The following is a 17,029-nucleotide window of genomic DNA, read 5'->3' as shown; positions in this document are numbered from 1 at the left end:
GGCCGCCGCCCGGACAACATGGCCGACCCGTCGCACTACTACATCGTCTACTTCATCACCCGCACCACGGACGGCGCCCCGTTCTCCGACCTCAACGAGGACGCCGACATCACCCTTCAGATCACCTCGGTGTCCGGGCCGGACCCCAGCGACCCCAAGAGTTTCGGCACCCAGGACCAGCTTCAGTGGCTGGACGACAAGGCCCGCCGCGCTGTCCTGGGCCGTGATCCGGTGACCCGCAGGTGGCTTCACGAGATGGCCGTCCCCGGCGCCCGGGTCACCGGACGGCGGGCTGCGGGGGAAGCGGGGGAAACACCTGACCCAACCGATGCAATCATGAGCAGTGCACAGAGATTCACGTTCTGCGTGACCTCTCCCTGACGCAGGTCAGGACGTACGACCGCACCGCGGCGGGACCCCACGCGGACGCCACCACGCAGGTGGCCGCCACCCATACACCACCGTGTAAGGGGCCGGGTCCCAGCGACCGTGATGGCCCCGGGACCAAGGGGCCCACGAATGCCGGTACGCAAGTACATGCGGCGCGGTACGTCGAAGTTCTTCTTCGTGCCGACGATCGCCGCCACCACGATGATCCCGACCCGTGCCGAGCTGACCGCCGGTACGGAGTTCTCCGAGAAGATCTCCGCGATGGACGGCTGGACCGTCACCAACCAGGAGATCGACACGCCGGACATGGCGGACACGTACGACTCCACCATCCCCGGCAGCGACAAGGCCGACTCCAGCTCCTTCACGTTCTACGAGGACGAGGTCGACGCCGACCTCGAGGAGACGTTCGCCAAGGGCACCACCGGCTACGTCGTGATCCTCCGCAAGGGCGACGTCCCCGGCAACAACAGCATGGACGTCTTCCCGATCCGTGTCGCGTCGCAGTCGCCGCAGTACACCGCGGACAACGAGGCCGCCAAGTTCATGGCGACCTGCTCCATCACGAGCCGGCCGCTTCAGGGCGCTGCGGTCCCGGCCGCCGGCCCGGACGAAGTCCAGACCGTCACCATCACCGGCACGCCCACCGGCGGCACGTTCACGCTGACCTTCAACAGTCAGACCACCGCGGCCATCGCCTACAACGCTGCCGCGTCTGCGGTGCAGTCCGCGCTGGAAGCCCTGTCGAACATCGCCCCCGGCGACGTCGTCTGCGCCGGCGGACCCCTGCCCGGGACCGCCGTGACCGTCACGTTCGGCGGCGCCTACGACGGCACGAACGTTCCGCAGATGACCGCTGCCGGGTCCTTCACGGGCGGCACCAGCCCGGCCGTCACGGTCACCACCACCACGCCCGGCGGCTGACCCACCCGTTCCTCTCAGCTCCTGGCCGGGCGCCAATCGCTCCGGGAAGGGCGCTCGTACGCCCGGCCAGGTCCGCCCCCCTGACGAAGGACACCACCCACCATGACCACCACCAGGACCAAGCCCGAACCGCCGGCGGCCGCCGTGGCAGCGGACGCCCACTGGGCGGCCAAGATGGCCCGCCTGCGGGACCGCACGCTGGCGGAGACCACGTTCGTCATCTGTGACGACGCGGACGTCCGCAGCCGCTACCAGCGGGCCAAACGGGCCTTCGACCAGGTGCAGGACTACCTCAAGACGCACCCCGATGACACCGACACCATCGCCGACGCGGCCAAGGCGTCGCAGGCGTTCGACGAGGCGAAGGCCGCCTACGACGAGGTGTCCATCCCGCTGCGGTTCCGGGCCCTTCCCCGCAAGGCCTTCGAAGCGCTGATCAAGGAGCACGCACCGTCCGAGGCGGAGGCCGACGAGGGCAAGCAGTGGGCCGACACCTACCCGGCCGCCCTCATCGCGGCCGCGTCGGTGGACGGCATGACCGAGCAGGACGCCCGCGAACTGCTCGAACTGTGGTCCCTCGCCGAAGCGAACGCCCTGTTCAACGCGGCGATGGGCGTCCAGGACAACACCCGGGCCGACCTGGGAAAAGGCTGATCGACGATGAGCTGTTCAGGTCCGAACTCGCCCTGTGCCACCAGTGGGGCATCCCCCACAGCGTGTTCCGCGGCACCGGCGACGGCACCTGGACGACTCTCGACCGGGCCAAGGCCCTCGCCTACGACGCCTACCAGCGCGGGGTGTGCCCCCAGTGCGGGACCCGCGAATCGGAGTGGGAGGACGACGCAGGCGACTACGTCGACGCCTACGTGGCCGTCTCCCACAAGTGCCTGGGCTGCGAGGAGATCGCGATGAAGCAGCGCGAGATCCCCGAGGGCCGGGCCGGCGACGGCATGAAGGTCCTGCTCCTGCCCGCCCACATCCATGCCGCGCAGCAGGTCGCCGAACAGCTCACCAACAGCTAGTAGCCAGCTACACGATCGGAAGGGAGGGCGGGGCCGGTGGCCAACTGGAACCTGTCGGTCGACATCCGCGGCCACGGAAACGACCTCGCCCAGTCCCTCAAGTCGTCCGCGAAGCACGCCCGCAGCCTCGGCACGGCCGCCCGCACCGCCAGAACCGAGGTACGTGAGCTCGGGCAGGCGTCCCAAACCGCGGCCCGCCACATCCGCACCCTGGGCAGTGACGCCCGCACCACCGCCCGACGCCTGAACTCCCTCGGGGACGGCGCCCGCACCGTCACCCGCCGCCTGGGCCAGTACGGCGACGCCGCCCAGCGCGCCCAGCGCCACGTCAACGCTCTCGGAGACGACTCCCGCACCACCGGCCGGCAGCTCGCCCGCATGTCCGGGCAGATCGACACCGCTGTCCGGGACCTGCTGCGCCTCGCCGACGCCGCCCGCCGCGCCGATGCCCGCCTGGGCCGGGTCGGCGGCAACGGAGCGGCCGGGATGCGCCGCTACGGGCAGGAGACCAGCCGCGCCCGCGACCACCTCAAGTCGATGGCCGTCCTGCTGTCCGGCGGTGCGCTCACCATGGGCGCCGCCGACCTGATCAAGGAAGGTGCCGAATATCAGCAGGCGATGAACGCCTTCGGGGCGACGACCGGCGCCACGCAGATGCAGATGCACCGCGCCGCCGCCACCGCAGACCAGCTCGGCAACGACCTGAAACTGCCGGGCGCGACCGCCTCCGACGCAGCCGAAGCCATGCTGGAGCTCGCCAAGGCCGGTTTCCGTACCGACCAGGCGATCAGCGCATCCGGCGCCGCCCTCACCCTGGCCTCTGCCGCGCAGGTCAACGCCGCCGACAGCGCGAAGTACTTGGGCGACATGATGGACCAGTTCGGTATGGGCGCCGACCAGGCCGGTGTCGCCGCCGACACCCTCGCCGCCACCGCGAACGCCGCATCCGGCGACATCATCGACATCTACTACGCCATGAAGTACGCCGGGCCGGTCGCCCACGGGCTTGGCGTCACCATGCAGGAAGCCGCCGCCGGCGTCGGCATGCTCGGCAAGGCCGGCATCCTCGGACAGACCGCAGGCACCACCCTGCGCGGCATGTTCGCCAACCTGGCCTCGCCCACCAAGCAGATGAACCAGGGCCTGGAAGCCCTCGGCATCAACGCCTGGGACGCGCAAGGCAACTTCAAGGGCCTCCGCAATGTCATTGACGGCCTGTCCAAAGCCCAGCACCACATGAGCCAGCAGGACTTCGCGGCCGCCGTGAAGAAGGCGTTCGGCAAACCGGCCATGTCCGGTGCTATCGCCCTTGCTCACCAGGGCACCGCCTCCTACGACGCGCTGATCCAAGCCGTGTCTGACACCGGGGCCGCCTCCGACATCGCGGCCGCCAAGGGCAAGGGCCTCGCCGGTGCGATGCTCCAGCTGAAGACCCAGGCACGCCAGACCGGGCTGACGATCTACAACGGGATGGCGCCCGGCCTCGAGTTCCTGGTCCGCGGCGTCACCGACGGCCTCCACAAGGCCACCCCCGCGATCAAGGACTTCTTCCAGTACTTCAACGACGCGGCGACCCTCTTCGGACCCGACATCGCGGCCGCGGCCCGCGAACAGTTCTCCGGCATCGCCGACGCCGCCTCCGACATGGCCAAGCCGTTCAAGGACCTCGGAAGTGACGCGCTGGCCTCCGGCCTCCACCTCATCCTCACCGCGGGCCAGCTCGTCATCGACGTCCTCAAAAACCTCGCCCACGCTGCCGAACCCGTCGTCGACGGCCTGTCCGACCTGGCAGGCGAGGGCGGCACCGTCGCCTCCACGATCAACATTGTCGTCACCGCCCTCGACTACGCCGCCACCGCAGCAGGCTCCCTGTCCGGCGTCCTGGTCCCCATCGGGCACGTCATCGGCAGCCTGGTACACGCCTTCGCCGGACTGCCCGGACCGATCCAGCAGTTCGTCATCGCCGCCATGCTCACCAGCCGGATCCAGCCCCGCATGGCCGCCCTCGCCACCACCGTCCGCGGGAACGTGACCGGCGCCTTCCGGTCCCTCAACCAGCAGATGGCCGTTCAGCGCGGCCTCGCCTCCGCCGCCGGAGTGTCCCTGTCCCGGTACGGGGCAGCCGTCGCCGTCCTCCAGACCCGGGTGCCCGCCATCGGCCGCATGGGGCAGGCCTTCCGCAACGCGTCCACCGCCGGATCCGGCTTCACCGGCACCCTGCGCGGTGTCGGCGCCGCCTCCCTGTCCGCCGGCCGCAGCATCGGTTCCGGCCTCGTCGGCGCCCTTGGCGGACCGTGGGGCCTGGCCATCACCGCCGCGACCGTCGGCCTAGGCTTCCTCGCCAGCAAGCAGCAGAAGGCAGCGGCCGCAGCAGCCGAACACCAGCAGCAAATCAGCAGCCTGTCGACTGCCCTGCGCGAGTCCAACGGCGTCGTCGATGAATCGGTGCGCGCCATCGCCACCGAGACCCTGATGCAGACCAAGGTCAAGACAACGCTGGACGGTCAGCAGCGCCTCGTCGACCTGGCCCGCAAGGCGAAAATCCCGATGTCGGAACTGGTCGACGCCTACACCAACCAGGGCACCAGCCTCAGCAAGCTGCAAACGGAGCTCGAGGGCGTCGCCGACGCGAACAAACACTGGGTCCTGGACCCGGAGTCGGGTGTCGGCGGAGAAGCCCTGAACAAGCAGGGCCAGGCCGCCGACGACCTCCGCCAGGGCCTGAACGGGCTGTCCGGTGACTTCAAGAAGGCCGCCGCGGACGCCAAGTCCTACAACGAGGGCATCAACGGCACCGGCGACGGAGTGTCCGCGTACGGCCGCCTCAAGGACGCCGTAGGGGCGCTCGCCGACAAGACCGGCGACGCCGACTCCCGCACCCGGGCACTGCGTGAGGCCCTGGACCTGCTGTCCGGCGGCAGCGTTTCCCTCCAGGCTGCGCAGGCCCGCGTCAACGCGGCCATCACCGACGCCAACGAGGCCTTGGCCGACGGTGTCGACAAGGCGGACGGCTGGGGCAAGGCTCTTCTCAACGCCAACGGCACTCTGAACACGACCACCAAGAACGGCCAGGGTCTCTTCAACACCCTCAACACGATCGCCGACAGCAGCAGCTCCGCCGCGGTCGCCGCCTACGACCTCGCCGACTCCCAGGGAAAGAGCCTCCCGGAGTCGCTGAAGGCCGCGCAGGGGGAGATGAAGAAGTCCCGCAAGGCGGCCATCGACCTCCTAGGCAGCTACGGCCTCACCGAAACGCAGGCCGAGGCGGTCGCCGACTCCCTCGGTCTGATCCCCGGCCAGGTGTCGATCCTGCTGTCCACCGAGGGTGTCGACTCCACCCTGTCCGAGCTGCTGGCCGTGCAGGCCGAATTCAAGCAGTTCCCCAACGAGAAGACGGTCACGGTTGATGCGCTCAGCGACGGCGCGAAGAAGCAGCTCGAGGACCTCGGCTATCAGATCGAGCTGATTCCCGGCACCCGCGAATACAAGGTCACTGCCCCGACGAAGGGCGCCCGGGAACAGTTGGACCTGCTGATCGAGCAGATGTCGAAGGTGCCGGACGGCATGACCGTCATGGTCGACGTTGAAATCATCAAGGCCACGTCGGGCCTGCACGAGGTCCAGGAGCAGGTCAAGAAGACCCCGAAAGCCACGTCCGTCACGGTCAGCACCCTCAACTCCACCGCCATCGCAGCCCTCGAGGCCGTAGGCCTGAAGACCAGGCAGCTTCCTGACGGGCGGACCGAGGTCTACACCGCGAACGGCAAAGCCATCGGCAGCATCAACGCCGTGGCGGCAGCCCTGCGCCGGCTGGACGGGCAGACCGCCAGCACCGTCGTCACCAACACGATCATCACCAACAGCAAGACCTACCGGTCCGTCCACGACATCACCAAGGCCGACGGCGGCATCGTCACCTACGCCGACGGCGGACTCAACGGCGGTGGCCGCGGTCAGCGTCCCCGCTACTTCGCCAACGGATCCGAGAACCACCTGGCGGAGATCGCCCCCGCCGGCGCGTGGCGGATCTGGGCGGAAGACGAGACCGGCGGCGAGGCGTACATCCCGCTCAGCCCCACCAAGCGTCCCCGGTCCCGTCGCATCGCTGAGGAGACCATCCGGCGCTTGGGCGGGGACCCGGACAGCGTCCAGTGGAACGCGGACGGCTCCGTCACCGACTGGCGCTACGACCCCTCCACCGGCTCCCTGTACTCCGCGTCCGATGCCGGGTCCGCGGGCCACAAGACCAAGAAAGTCAAGGTCAAGTCGAAGGGGAAGACCACCACCAAGGAAGTCGACTACTTCGACTTGGGCGCCGTAGAGAAGAAGATCAAGTCGGCTTCGAAGGCGACCACCGCCTGGAACAAGGACCTCGAGAAGGTTGCCGACCGGGTCGGCGGCGACGTCGCGGAAGCGCTCGCCGCGATGGGCGAGGACGGCGTCAAGCTCGCCCACAAGATGGCCACCGGATCCACGAAGTACATCAACGACATGTCGGCGGCCCTCCGCAACCTCCAGAAGACGGCCAAGGCTTCTCTGACCGACTACACCCGGCAGCTCACCACCGCCAACAGCCTGAACAAGACCTTCAGCAACAACCTCGCCACCCTGGCCGCGCAGGGCTTCGGGGACCTGGCCTCCCAGCTGGCCACGCAGAACGACGAAGCCGCCCAGCAGCTCGCGGCGGCCGCCGTGAAGGACAAGTCGAAGGCGTCCAAGGCCAACAGCCAGGCCAAGACCGCAAACGGTGCGCTCACCGCGGACCAGGTCACCGAACTCGTGCAGATCATTGCCGCGATCAGCACCAACAAGGTTGGCATCCACGACGTGGCCGGTAAGACATGCCTTGGCGAAGACGAGATCATCGCCGTCGCCAACAAGGCGAAGTCGCAGATCAGCAGCTCCCTCGGGTCCCGGTCCTCGAAGTTCATCGCGGACCTGGCCCGGGCGAACGCACACCTGTCCTACGCCAACGGCGGCATCCGCGCCGGCATGTACGCCACTCAGTCCGGCATCGTGCGCTTCGCGGAGCCGGAGACCGGCGGAGAGGCCTTCCTGCCGCTCGCACCGTCCAAGCGCGGGCACGCCATGCCGGTCCTCGCCGACGTCGCCCGCCGGTTCGGCGTCGGCCTCACCGACGCCTCCAGTAGCCGGCCCGTCGTCATCGTCCAGGGCGGCGACACCATGACCGTCAACGTGCCCACGCTCCGCACCGGGGCCAGCGCCTCCGACATCGGCTCCCACGTCGGCCGTAGCTACCGCCGCGCCAAGCGGGGAGGGGTGGCATCCCGTGCCTGACCTGACCGACTACCAGTACGACCTGGGCGGCGTCCTCATCGGCCGCGGCACCCCGGTGAACGTCATCAAGACGCAAGGTCTGCTCGGGCGGCCGCCGATCCGGGACAGCAGCGTCGACCAGCCGTCCATGGACGGCCAGTTCGCGGGCCCCGACTACTGGTCCGCCCGGAAAATCACCATCGAAGCCGCGGTGAAGGTCCCCGGGGATGCCGATGCCTGCCACGACAAGCTCGCAGAGATCCAGGCGGTCACGGACGCCGCCAGCGTGCGCCTGCTCGGCGGCCAGGGCCTGAGCCTGCGGGTCAAGCGGCCCGGCCGGACCGTGAAGCGGCTGACGGTACGCACCCAACTCCTGGACCCGGAAGACGACCGCGTCATCCACGGCTACCTGCCGTTCGACATGGAGTTCCTCGCCCACGACCCGACCTGGTACGCGGATGAGGAATCCACCACCGAACTCCCGCTCGGCTGGCTGACCGGCGGAGGATTCGCCGCCCCCGTCACCGCACCGATCTACGTGCAGGACGGCACCGTCGCCGCAGACCGGCCCGGCTGGGTCACCAACAACGGGGACACCGACGCCTGGCCGATCATCCGCATCACCGGACCGTGCACGAACGTCACCATCACCCACGTCGCGTCCGGCCGTGTCCTGGCCCTGCCCTCCCTCACCCTCACCGCCGGGCAGTGGGTGGAGCTCGACACCCGGCCCGGCTACCGCACCGTCACCTGGGACAACGGCGGCAACGCCTCCGGCTACCTCTCCCCGGCCTCCCGCATCGACCTGTTCACCATCCCGCCCGGCCAGTCCGAAATGCGCTGGACCAGCTTCGACAACACCAACACCGCCCGCCTGCGCCTGACCTGGCGCGACGCCTACGTAGCCCTCTGAAGGAGAGCCGGCATGGCCCTGTTCCCTCGGCCCATCCTCATCAACGGGGCCACCCACGGAGCCGACCAGTTTCGGCTGCTGGTCCGCGACCTCGCCCGCGATGCGGAAGGCATCACCCGCGGCACCGACCTGAAGGTCACCCAGCGCTCCACGCCTGGCGCCGGCGTCACCGTCGGAGACGGCTCCGCCGTCATCAAGGGCCGCGTGAGTGCCTTCCAGGGCCACTACTCAGCCTGCAACACCGGCGCTTTCGACGTCGATATCGCCTCCACCGGCGGGTCCGGCCGATCCGACATGCTGATCCTGCGCGTGGAGGACCCCCAGTACGAGGGCGTCGTCAATCCGGCCACCGGCAACGTGGCCTATTTCCAGATCATTTCCAACGTGTCATCGTCCGCGACCGCGATCCCTGACGGGCGTACCGGGATCCCGCTGGCCCGGATCGACATCCCCGCCTCCACGTCCACGATCACGAACGCGATGATCGTGGACCTGCGGCAGATCGCGAACCCGCGCCGGGACCGCTCCCAGTTCATCCACTCACCGGCCAGCCTGTCCACCGCGATCAACAACAACAACAGCAGCTACAGCTACTTCTCCACCGAAGCCGGCTGGAACGTTCCCGTGCCCGCCTGGGCATCCAAAGCCATCATCACCATTGATGTTGCGCAGATCAGGTACAGCGTGGCCGCGTTCTTCGGTCTGCTGCGCGCCACGTTCGGTGCCTCCCTCAGCCTCCAGGCGGTCACCCTCGACGACAACCAGACCGCCGTCCGCCGGGCCACCATGTTCGTCTCCGACACCCTGACGATCCCGGATGCCTACCGGGGCACTAGCCAGCTCCTGCGCCCGCAGGCTGCCGGAGCGTCCGGCAACACCGGCACCGTCCAGGTCGACGGCTCCGCCACGTTCCGCTACGACGTGGAGTTCATCGAGGCGCCGCGGTGACCTCCCCCTACCGAGTCCTCACGCAGAACGCCCTCACGGGGGCGTGGCTGTCGACCGCGCTGCCCGTCACCGAGCTGGAGTTCGGGCCCGAACTGTCCGGGCCCGGGACCCTGTCCGGGACGCTGTCGCCGCGCCTGGCAGCCTTCAGCACGTCCCTGGTCGACCCCGGCACGACCTTCATCTACGTCGAAGCGGCCGGGCAGATCCAGTGGGGCGGCCTGGTCTGGGACGTCCGCGTCCAGGGAAACGACTACCAGATCGAAGCCGCGTCGTGGTCGTCGTACCTGATGAAACGGTTCGACCTGGACGGCGAGCACGGCGGCCGCGGCCCCTACACGTACGCCGACCGCTGCCAGGTCATCCGCAACATCTGGACGTACGCGCAGAGCATCGCCGACGGGAACCTGGGGGTGGTCGTCGACTCCACCACGTCCACGTCCACGATCGGGACACCCGACGACGTCTACCACTCCTACTGGTACGACACGAAGTCTCTGGGTGACCAGGTCGACGAACTCGTCTCGGACAGCGCGACCCCCGAGTACACGTGCAGCACCGAATGGAACGCCGCCAAGACCGGGGTGGTGAAACGGATCCGGCTGGGCTGGCCCCGGCTCGGTGCGCGCCGCCAGGACATTGAGTTCTCCAGCGGCGTCAACATCGTCGAAGAGCCCGAAGAGGCTCTGGCCGGGGACGACTACGCGCAGGTCGTCATCGGTACCGGCACCGGCGACGGAAGCGCCAAACTCCGGCAGATCTCCGCCGTCCGCAACGGCCGCCTCCGCCTCGAGGCCGCCGTCGACTACCCGCAGGTCAACGGCAACGACATCCTCAAGCAGCGTGTCGAGTACGAGCGCGCCTGGCGGCAGTCCCTCGGCAGCATCGAGCAGGTCGTCATCCGCGACACCCCTGCCGCCCCGTTCGGGTCCTGGCAGGTCGGAGACGACGTCTACACCCGCATCCACAACGCCTGGACCTCCTACACCGGCTGGTGCCGCATCACCGGCTGGACCATCAAGCCGACCGCCACCGGCGGACCCCAGGCCGTCATCACCCTCAAGCCATCCTGGATGTTCCAGTACGGAGGCGTCTGACATGGACATCGGCCGCGAACTGGTACAGCTGCGCTCCAAGCTCGAAGAAGTCGAGCGCGCGGCCCGCCTGCGCCACGCCTCCCTCGACAACAACGCCATCATCGTCAAAGACGAAGCCGGGACCGTCCGCGGCCACATCGGCATGCAAGCTGACGGCACCATCGGCCTCATCGCCGTCGACGGCCCCGCCCCCGGCGCACCCTCCGCACCCGCCGTCACCCCGTCCCTGGGCGGCCTGCGCATCGCCTGGAACGGACAGCTCGCCGACGGCAGCCCCCTCCCCGCCGACTTCGACCACGTCGCCGTGCACATCTCCACCAGCAGCGGCTTCACCCCCTCCGCGGCCACGTTCGTCGGCACCATCACCCGCGCCGGCGACGGCGGCATGCTCCCCGTCACCCCCCTGCCCTATCTGGCGCACTTCGTCGTCCTGACCGCCGTGAACACGTCCGCCGCCGCAAGCGGACCCTCCTCCCAGGTCATGGCGACACCTCTGAAGGTCGACGGCCCGGACCTGACCGCCGGGTCCGTCACCGCGGCCGCCATCCATGCCGGAGCCGTCACCGCCGACAAACTCGAAGCGATCCTGGAGATCGCCACCCGCCTCGTAGCCGGCGACCCGGCCGGAGCCCGGGTGGAGCTCAACGAGGACGGGCTGCGCGTCTACAACGGCAGCGGCACCCTCGTCATCCGCTTCGATGCCGCCGACGGATCGGCCGTCTTCACCGGCGCCATCACCGCCAGCACCATCTCCGGTACCACCATCACCGGCGGCACCATCAGCGGTACGACCGTCACTGGCGGCCTCATCCAGACCGCCACCAGCGGCGAACGCATCTCCCTGAACGAGTTGGCCCAGAACAAGATCCTGGTGTACAACGCGGCCGGCACCGCCATCAACGAACTGTCCGCGCGGGGACTGCTCGTCAAGGGATCCAGCGGCGCCGTCATCTGGCTGGACCCCAACGCGACTTATCCGAGCATGAAGCTGTACAACGCCGCCGGCACCAACGCAGCAGTCATCGACCTTGTTGAACCCGTCACCGGGGACGCCAACCTCGAAATGCTCAGCGGCTCTTATACCGTGGGCAGCTACACGGCCATGCGGTGGCGCTCCGTCCTGCAGCGGGACGCCGCCGTCATCGAGCGCTACAACCAGGTCAGCCCTTTCCCGAAGATCGGCGGACGGCTCTTCCTCAGCGACACCATCGCGAACCTGGGCTTCCAGAACGACGACAACACCCCGCTGAACACGGGCTTCACCGTGTCCGCGAACCTGGCCGCGGTCGGCGCCGGACGCTTCTCCGTCACCGCTCCCGCCTCCACGTTCAGCGCCTGCTACGTCGAAGCGGACGCCGCGCACACCGGGAACATGCTCAGGCTGTTCCGCGGCGCGGACAAATTCCTCGTCGACAAGGACGGCAACACCACAGCCGCCGGAAGCCTCAACGGGACCACGGTCAACGTCACCGACACCACGTGGCAGACCTACACCCCGACCGTCGCAGGCCAAGGAACCGGCACCTTCACCTCCCGCACCGGCTTCTACTTCAAGCTCGGCAAGCTCGTCTTTTTCCAGGCGGAGTTCGTCATGAACGCTGCCGGCACCGGCACAGGAACCATCACGGTCACCGCACCCAGCAACATCTACCGCACCGGCGGCCGGCAGACCATCCCCTGCCACGCCCAGTCCACGACCACCAGCGGCGCCGTCATGAACGGCCACGCCGTCGCCCTCGAAACCGGCACCGGAGCCGTCATCGACCGCATCAGCGTCAGCAACGACGGCACAACCAACCGCGACAACGTCCTCAACGGCGCCAACCTCCTTACCGGGGCACGCGTCACCATCGAAGGCTGGTACCGCGAAGCCTGACCCGGCCAGGGGAACACCAGCCCCACAAGGCTCTAGCCTGAGATCGACACGGTGACCCTCCACCGTCCTGCTCCAGCCCCCGAGGGACGGCCACACCACAGTGGTCCGCCACACCACCAGCTCTGGGCGCGGGGAGTGCAGGAGCACGGGCGAATGCCCGACCTCGAGATCAAGCAGTACCAGGTGACCGGCTCATTGGGCCGGCATCTCGTGCTGGACCCGCGCAGCCTGGCCTACCGGCGCCGCTACACCGGCGAGCCCATCAAGCCTGCCGAGTGGTCTCCCAAGGTGCCGGTCCTCAACCAGCAGGACCTGATCTCGCAGGGCATCCGCACCGGCTCTCTGTTCGAGGGTGTCGGCGACGTCGACGCCCTCGGCTCCTGCACGGCGAACGCGGCCACGGTGCTGGTCTCCGTTCTCCACGACAACGCGTCCGCGGCCGCCGCCGGTCTGGATGTCACCGACGCGGTCGCCGCCGAACGCTGGGCGATCAGCCTGTACTCCGACGCCACGCACCGCGACCAGTGGAACGACCAGGCCTGGCCGTCCGACGACTGCGGATCCTCCGGACTGGGTGTCGCCAAGGCCCTGCGCGCCCGCGGCCTGATCGACCAGTACGGGCACGCCACCACCGCGGAGGAACTCTGCGTCCTGCTTCAGACCGGCCCGGTCCTCATGGGCTTGCCGTGGCGTGAGGCGTGGTTCGAGCCGGTCGGGCCGTCCGCCCTCCTGGACGACATCCCCGACTGGGAGTCCTCCCCGGTCGCTGGCGGCCACGAAGTCTGCATCACTGCCCTCGAGCAGGTGGCCCTCACCGGTGACGGAGGCCTCGACTACGCCCGCACCATCCTCCGTCTGCAAAATAGCTGGGGTTTCAGGTGGGGGGATAGCGGATCGTTCAGAATTAGCCTTTCCCTCTACAATTCCCTTAGGAGAGACATAGACCTGGTCCAGCCTCGTCTGGATACCAGTAGGGGGGAATGAAAACGTGGCGTCTCGACGGTCCACCCAATGCTGTCGTTGCGGACATCCGAAGAGCGATGAAAGTGCGTTTCACCGGAAGGGCACCTTCGCGGACGGTTCTCCTAGCTTTTCGGCAATGTGCAAGAAGTGCGCCCTGGAAGACGCCAAGCGCCCCGAAAAGCGTCAGTACCAGAAGGATTGGAAGTCGAAGCGTCGACGGGAACTCGGGGTTCCGGAGAGACGCCGAGGATCTGCCGAGTTTTGTCCTCAGGGGCATCGAAAAGCAGACAACCTGCGTCCGGGACGCTACGACTGCGCCACCTGCCATAGGGACAGGCAACTGGCCAGGAACCGGAAGGAAGGCGCACAGCCGCGGCGCAAATTCGGAGAGAGTTGGTCGTGCAACCACGATCCCGAGACGTCCGCCAGAGTCGTAAAAGGGAAGTTGGTGGGGTGCAAGCATTGCCACCGCGAGAGGGAACGGAAGCGCCCCTTCAATTATGACGCTTGGCGTCGCTACTACGATGCCAACAAGGAATCCCTTCGAGCTTATGGTCGAGCGTGGAGAGCGGTCAACCGACCAACCCAGGAGTCCTGGAAGACTCTGGGGCCTGCGCAGGAATACACGGACATCATTAAGAATGATCCATGTGTCTACTGCGGTGGTCCAAGTTCGGCAATAGACCACATTGTGGCTGTGACTCGAGGCGGTTCTGGATGCCCTCAGAACCTGGCCCCAATCTGCACGTCCTGCAATTCAAGCAAGCAGACGAAGGACGTGTTGAACTTTCTGCTCTACCGACTTGATAAGGCAGGTCTGGCAGCATGACCGAGTTTCACGTCGCCATCGACCACCCCGAATCCCCGGACCCCGACAGCCCGGTAGCCATCACGACCACCTACCTCGGCACCGTCGACCAGGCCCACGTCGACGAAGTGCGCGCCATCGCCGCCCTGGACGCCGCGCCACGGGAGGTCCTCGAGCACCCGCACATCGACGGCGCGTTCTGTGTCGCCCGCGACGACGGCGACCTGGACGTCTACGTGCCCGTGGGTGCCACCGAGTACCGGGTGTACGAGCCTGACCCCGCCCCGAAGACCACGACGGACGGGAAGGAACTGCCGCGTACGGCCACGGCTGGGCCCGCCTACCTGGCCGACGTCACCCGCTTCGGTGACCAGGTCATCGGCGGCGCCATGGACTACCCCGGCAACCCATCCCGCAGTGTGTGGCACACCACCGAATCCCCGGCGGGCGCCTCCTACCTCACCTCCGTCGCCGCCTACCTGATCAGGGTCGGAGCCGAACCGCAGGTCATCTACGACCCCGTCGCCGACAAGATCGCCCAGTTCGGACCCCTCACCCAGTCCGGTCGCGCGCTGAAGAACGACGGCAGCCGCCGCACCAACCGCGAGGGCCGCGTGTGCATCCAGGTGGAGGTCCTCGGCAAGGCGGCCTCGCCGTGGACGAAGGACTTCGACCCGGCCAGCAAGCCGAACTACCGCAAGCTGATAGCCGCGATGCGCGCTCACGGCATCCCGGACGTGTGGCCGGCCGGGAAGCCGCCCGCGACCGCGGCGGCCGCCGCCAAGGGGGCCCGCAACCGGGCAACCTGGCAGGGCAAGGGCGGCCACTACGCGCACGCCCAGATCCCCGGCAACGATCACTGGGACCCCGGCGCCATCGACACCACGATCGTTCCCGGCAAGCCGACCGCCACGGACACGGGCGGCACCACCGGATCCGGCACGGACACGTACACCGTGAAGCAGGGCGACACCCTGTCGTCCATTGCGAAGGCGCACGGAACGACGGTCGCCAAGCTGGTGTCCCTCAACGGCCTGAAGGACCCGGACGACCTGTCGATCGGGCAGAAGCTGAAGCTGCCGACGGCCAAGCCTGCCGCCCCGATCTACGAGCCGTTCCCGGGAGACGAGTTCTTCCACGGCGGCCGCCACTCGCCGATCATCACCGCGCTCGGACGCCGCCTGGTCGCGCTCGGCTTTGGCCAGCACTACAAGAACGGCCCGGGCCCGAACTGGACGAATGCCGACAAGGCCAACGTCCGCGCGTTCCAGCTGTCCCGGGCCGACCTGAAGGGCGATGCGGACGGCATTCCCGGCCCGAAGACGTGGGCCGCCCTCAAGGTCCCCAAGGTCTGAACCACCCCCCACCTCATCCCATCCCGCAGAAGGAGACCACCGTGTCCCCCGTAAAGATCTTCGGCCGTGAGCCCTCCGTCATCCTCGGAGCCGTCGCCGTCACCGTGCAGTTCGTCGCCGCGTTCGTCGTCGACGTCAGCCAGGACACCCAGACCCTCATCAACGGTGTCGCCGCAGCCCTGGTCGGATTCGCCGTCGCCTACATGGTCCACGACGAGGCCGCCTTCGCCGCGTTCGTCGGCCTGGCCCAGGCCGCGCTCGCCCTCGGCATGAACCTCGGTCTCGACTGGTCCGGCGACAAGCAGGCCGCCGTCATGGCAGCCCTCACGATCGTCGGGCAGTTCTGGCTGGTCCGCGACCGGGTCACCGCCCCGGTCACCAAGGACGGCCTGCGGCTCGCCGCCTGACCGGCCTGCTCTTAACCCCCCACCTCGGAGCACACCGTGATCGATGAGCCGTCTCTGGGAGAGCTGGGACGGCTCATCCAGGCCCTACGGGGCGATGTCCGCGACGACCTGGCACAAATCAGCGCCCGCCTTGACCGACTGGTCCTGGCGGACGTGTACACCGTGGAAAAGGCGGCGATGTCCAAGGACATCTCCGACCTCACCAAAGTCGTGGAGCAGCTGGCCGCCAGACAGGAGCGGGACATGGCGGCCCTTCAGGACCAACGCGCACAAGACGTCAGCCGGATCACCCAGACCCGCCGGTTCATGGTCGCGTCAGTGTTCATTCCGCTGCTCGGTCTCGTCCTGCCGCTGGTCCTGATGTTGGTAGGAGACAAAGGATGAGGCCCATAAGCCGGTTGGACGCGCTCAAGCGCCGTCGCCGCGGCAACCTGACGACCGCCGTGGCGATCCTGATGGCCAGTGCGGCGCTGGCCGCCGTGGTCAGCACGTTCCTGGTCCTCTCACGTGATCTGGCACGCGCCAATCAGGCCCGTGACCAGCTTGCCGCGCAGGTGGAAGGGCTGGGCGGGACACCGGTGGCCGGTCCGCCCGGATCCCGGGGGAAGACCGGCGTGTCCGGCGTCGGCTCCCCGGGGCCCAGCGGCCCGCCCGGGCCCTCCGGTGCGCCCGGAAAGGCCGCACCGACCATCATCCCCAGCCCCGGACCGTCAGGGCCCGCGGGCCCGGCGGGCTCCGATTCCACCGTGCCCGGCCCGGCAGGACCGACGGGCCCGGCCGGCAGCAACGGCTCCGACGGGACGTCGGGCAAGGACGGCACGGACGGGCAGAACGGATCCCCGCCGTCGTCGTGGACGTACACCGACCAGGACGGCAACACCTACCGATGCGTGCCCGAAGACGACTTCGACCCGGACAAGCCCCGCTACCGGTGCACCCCCACCAGCACCGCCAGCCCTGATCCCTCTCCGACCAGCCAGCCCGACCCGAGCCAGAGCCCCACCTCTTCAGGGCTGCTGCCGCTCCTTCTCGACCTCAGCTAGGAGACGTCA

General features: G+C 68.4%; 15 protein-coding genes. All 15 read left to right on the top strand.

Annotated features, from left to right (window positions below):
* The coding region (locus ACFV0T_RS26775; protein WP_385784079.1) for a hypothetical protein at positions 1-381 on the top strand (381 nt) is incomplete at its 5' end.
* A gap of 138 nt (positions 382-519) precedes the next feature.
* The gene (locus ACFV0T_RS26770; RefSeq protein ID WP_385784077.1) at positions 520-1,314 is read left to right on the top strand and encodes a hypothetical protein; all 795 of its coding nucleotides are present in this window, start codon (positions 520-522) and stop codon (positions 1,312-1,314) included.
* A 102-nt stretch (positions 1,315-1,416) separates the two neighbouring features.
* Positions 1,417-1,968, top strand: a complete 552-nt coding sequence (locus ACFV0T_RS26765) for a hypothetical protein (RefSeq protein WP_385784075.1) — start codon at positions 1,417-1,419, stop codon at positions 1,966-1,968.
* 62 nt (positions 1,969-2,030) lie between these two features.
* Positions 2,031-2,336 (top strand): hypothetical protein, encoded by a 306-nt coding sequence (locus ACFV0T_RS26760; RefSeq protein WP_385784073.1) that lies wholly within the window; start codon positions 2,031-2,033, stop codon positions 2,334-2,336.
* Positions 2,337-2,372: 36 nt separating this feature from the next.
* A complete protein-coding gene (locus ACFV0T_RS26755; RefSeq protein WP_385784070.1) occupies positions 2,373-7,634 on the top strand; it encodes a phage tail tape measure protein in 5,262 nt (1,753 codons plus the stop codon).
* A complete protein-coding gene (locus tag ACFV0T_RS26750; RefSeq protein WP_385784067.1) occupies positions 7,627-8,526 on the top strand; it encodes a phage distal tail protein in 900 nt (299 codons plus the stop codon). Before ACFV0T_RS26755 ends, ACFV0T_RS26750 begins: the two co-directional genes overlap by 8 nt.
* 12 nt (positions 8,527-8,538) lie before the next feature.
* Positions 8,539-9,474 (top strand): hypothetical protein, encoded by a 936-nt coding sequence (locus ACFV0T_RS26745; protein ID WP_385784064.1) that lies wholly within the window; start codon positions 8,539-8,541, stop codon positions 9,472-9,474.
* On the top strand, positions 9,471-10,568 hold the full coding sequence (locus tag ACFV0T_RS26740; RefSeq protein ID WP_385784062.1) for a hypothetical protein: 1,098 nt from the start codon (positions 9,471-9,473) through the stop codon (positions 10,566-10,568). Before ACFV0T_RS26745 ends, ACFV0T_RS26740 begins: the two co-directional genes overlap by 4 nt.
* Position 10,569: 1 nt before the next feature.
* On the top strand, positions 10,570-12,444 hold the full coding sequence (locus tag ACFV0T_RS26735) for a hypothetical protein (protein WP_385784059.1): 1,875 nt from the start codon (positions 10,570-10,572) through the stop codon (positions 12,442-12,444).
* Between the two features lie 153 nt (positions 12,445-12,597).
* On the top strand, positions 12,598-13,428 hold the full coding sequence (locus ACFV0T_RS26730) for a hypothetical protein (protein ID WP_385784056.1): 831 nt from the start codon (positions 12,598-12,600) through the stop codon (positions 13,426-13,428).
* A gap of 115 nt (positions 13,429-13,543) precedes the next feature.
* Positions 13,544-14,236 carry an HNH endonuclease gene (locus ACFV0T_RS26725; RefSeq protein WP_385784053.1) on the top strand — a complete coding sequence of 231 codons (693 nt, stop codon included), beginning with the start codon at positions 13,544-13,546 and terminating at the stop codon, positions 14,234-14,236.
* Positions 14,233-15,570 (top strand): peptidoglycan-binding protein, encoded by a 1,338-nt coding sequence (locus ACFV0T_RS26720; RefSeq protein ID WP_385784050.1) that lies wholly within the window; start codon positions 14,233-14,235, stop codon positions 15,568-15,570. Before ACFV0T_RS26725 ends, ACFV0T_RS26720 begins: the two co-directional genes overlap by 4 nt.
* 41 nt (positions 15,571-15,611) lie before the next feature.
* Positions 15,612-15,977: a hypothetical protein gene (locus ACFV0T_RS26715; protein ID WP_385784048.1), complete on the top strand. Its 366-nt coding sequence runs from the start codon at positions 15,612-15,614 to the stop codon at positions 15,975-15,977.
* 36 nt (positions 15,978-16,013) lie between these two features.
* Positions 16,014-16,361: a hypothetical protein gene (locus tag ACFV0T_RS26710; protein WP_385784045.1), complete on the top strand. Its 348-nt coding sequence runs from the start codon at positions 16,014-16,016 to the stop codon at positions 16,359-16,361.
* Entirely contained in the window at positions 16,358-17,020 is a 663-nt protein-coding gene (locus tag ACFV0T_RS26705) for a hypothetical protein (RefSeq protein WP_385784042.1), read from the top strand. The genes ACFV0T_RS26710 and ACFV0T_RS26705 overlap by 4 nt, the downstream gene beginning before the upstream one ends.
* Positions 17,021-17,029: the final 9 nt, after the last annotated feature.

Origin of the sequence: Streptomyces sp. NPDC059582, from assembly GCF_042735715.1 — a bacterium.
Taxonomy (GTDB): domain Bacteria; phylum Actinomycetota; class Actinomycetes; order Streptomycetales; family Streptomycetaceae; genus Streptomyces.
The sequence above is the reverse complement of the archived record's forward strand: the minus strand, read 5'-3'. Positions and strand labels throughout refer to the sequence as shown.

What these genes read in the sequence shown, in the direction of transcription:
- ACFV0T_RS26770 (WP_385784077.1), top strand. Translation starts at nt 520, where the DNA reads ATGCCGGTACGCAAGTACATGCGGCGCGGTACGTCGAAGTTCTTCTTC.
- ACFV0T_RS26765 (WP_385784075.1), top strand. Translation starts at nt 1,417, where the DNA reads ATGACCACCACCAGGACCAAGCCCGAACCGCCGGCGGCCGCCGTGGCA.
- ACFV0T_RS26745 (WP_385784064.1), top strand. Translation starts at nt 8,539, where the DNA reads ATGGCCCTGTTCCCTCGGCCCATCCTCATCAACGGGGCCACCCACGGA.
- ACFV0T_RS26735 (WP_385784059.1), top strand. Translation starts at nt 10,570, where the DNA reads ATGGACATCGGCCGCGAACTGGTACAGCTGCGCTCCAAGCTCGAAGAA.
- ACFV0T_RS26730 (WP_385784056.1), top strand. Translation starts at nt 12,598, where the DNA reads ATGCCCGACCTCGAGATCAAGCAGTACCAGGTGACCGGCTCATTGGGC.
- ACFV0T_RS26725 (WP_385784053.1), top strand. Translation starts at nt 13,544, where the DNA reads ATGTGCAAGAAGTGCGCCCTGGAAGACGCCAAGCGCCCCGAAAAGCGT.
- ACFV0T_RS26720 (WP_385784050.1), top strand. Translation starts at nt 14,233, where the DNA reads ATGACCGAGTTTCACGTCGCCATCGACCACCCCGAATCCCCGGACCCC.
- ACFV0T_RS26705 (WP_385784042.1), top strand. Translation starts at nt 16,358, where the DNA reads ATGAGGCCCATAAGCCGGTTGGACGCGCTCAAGCGCCGTCGCCGCGGC.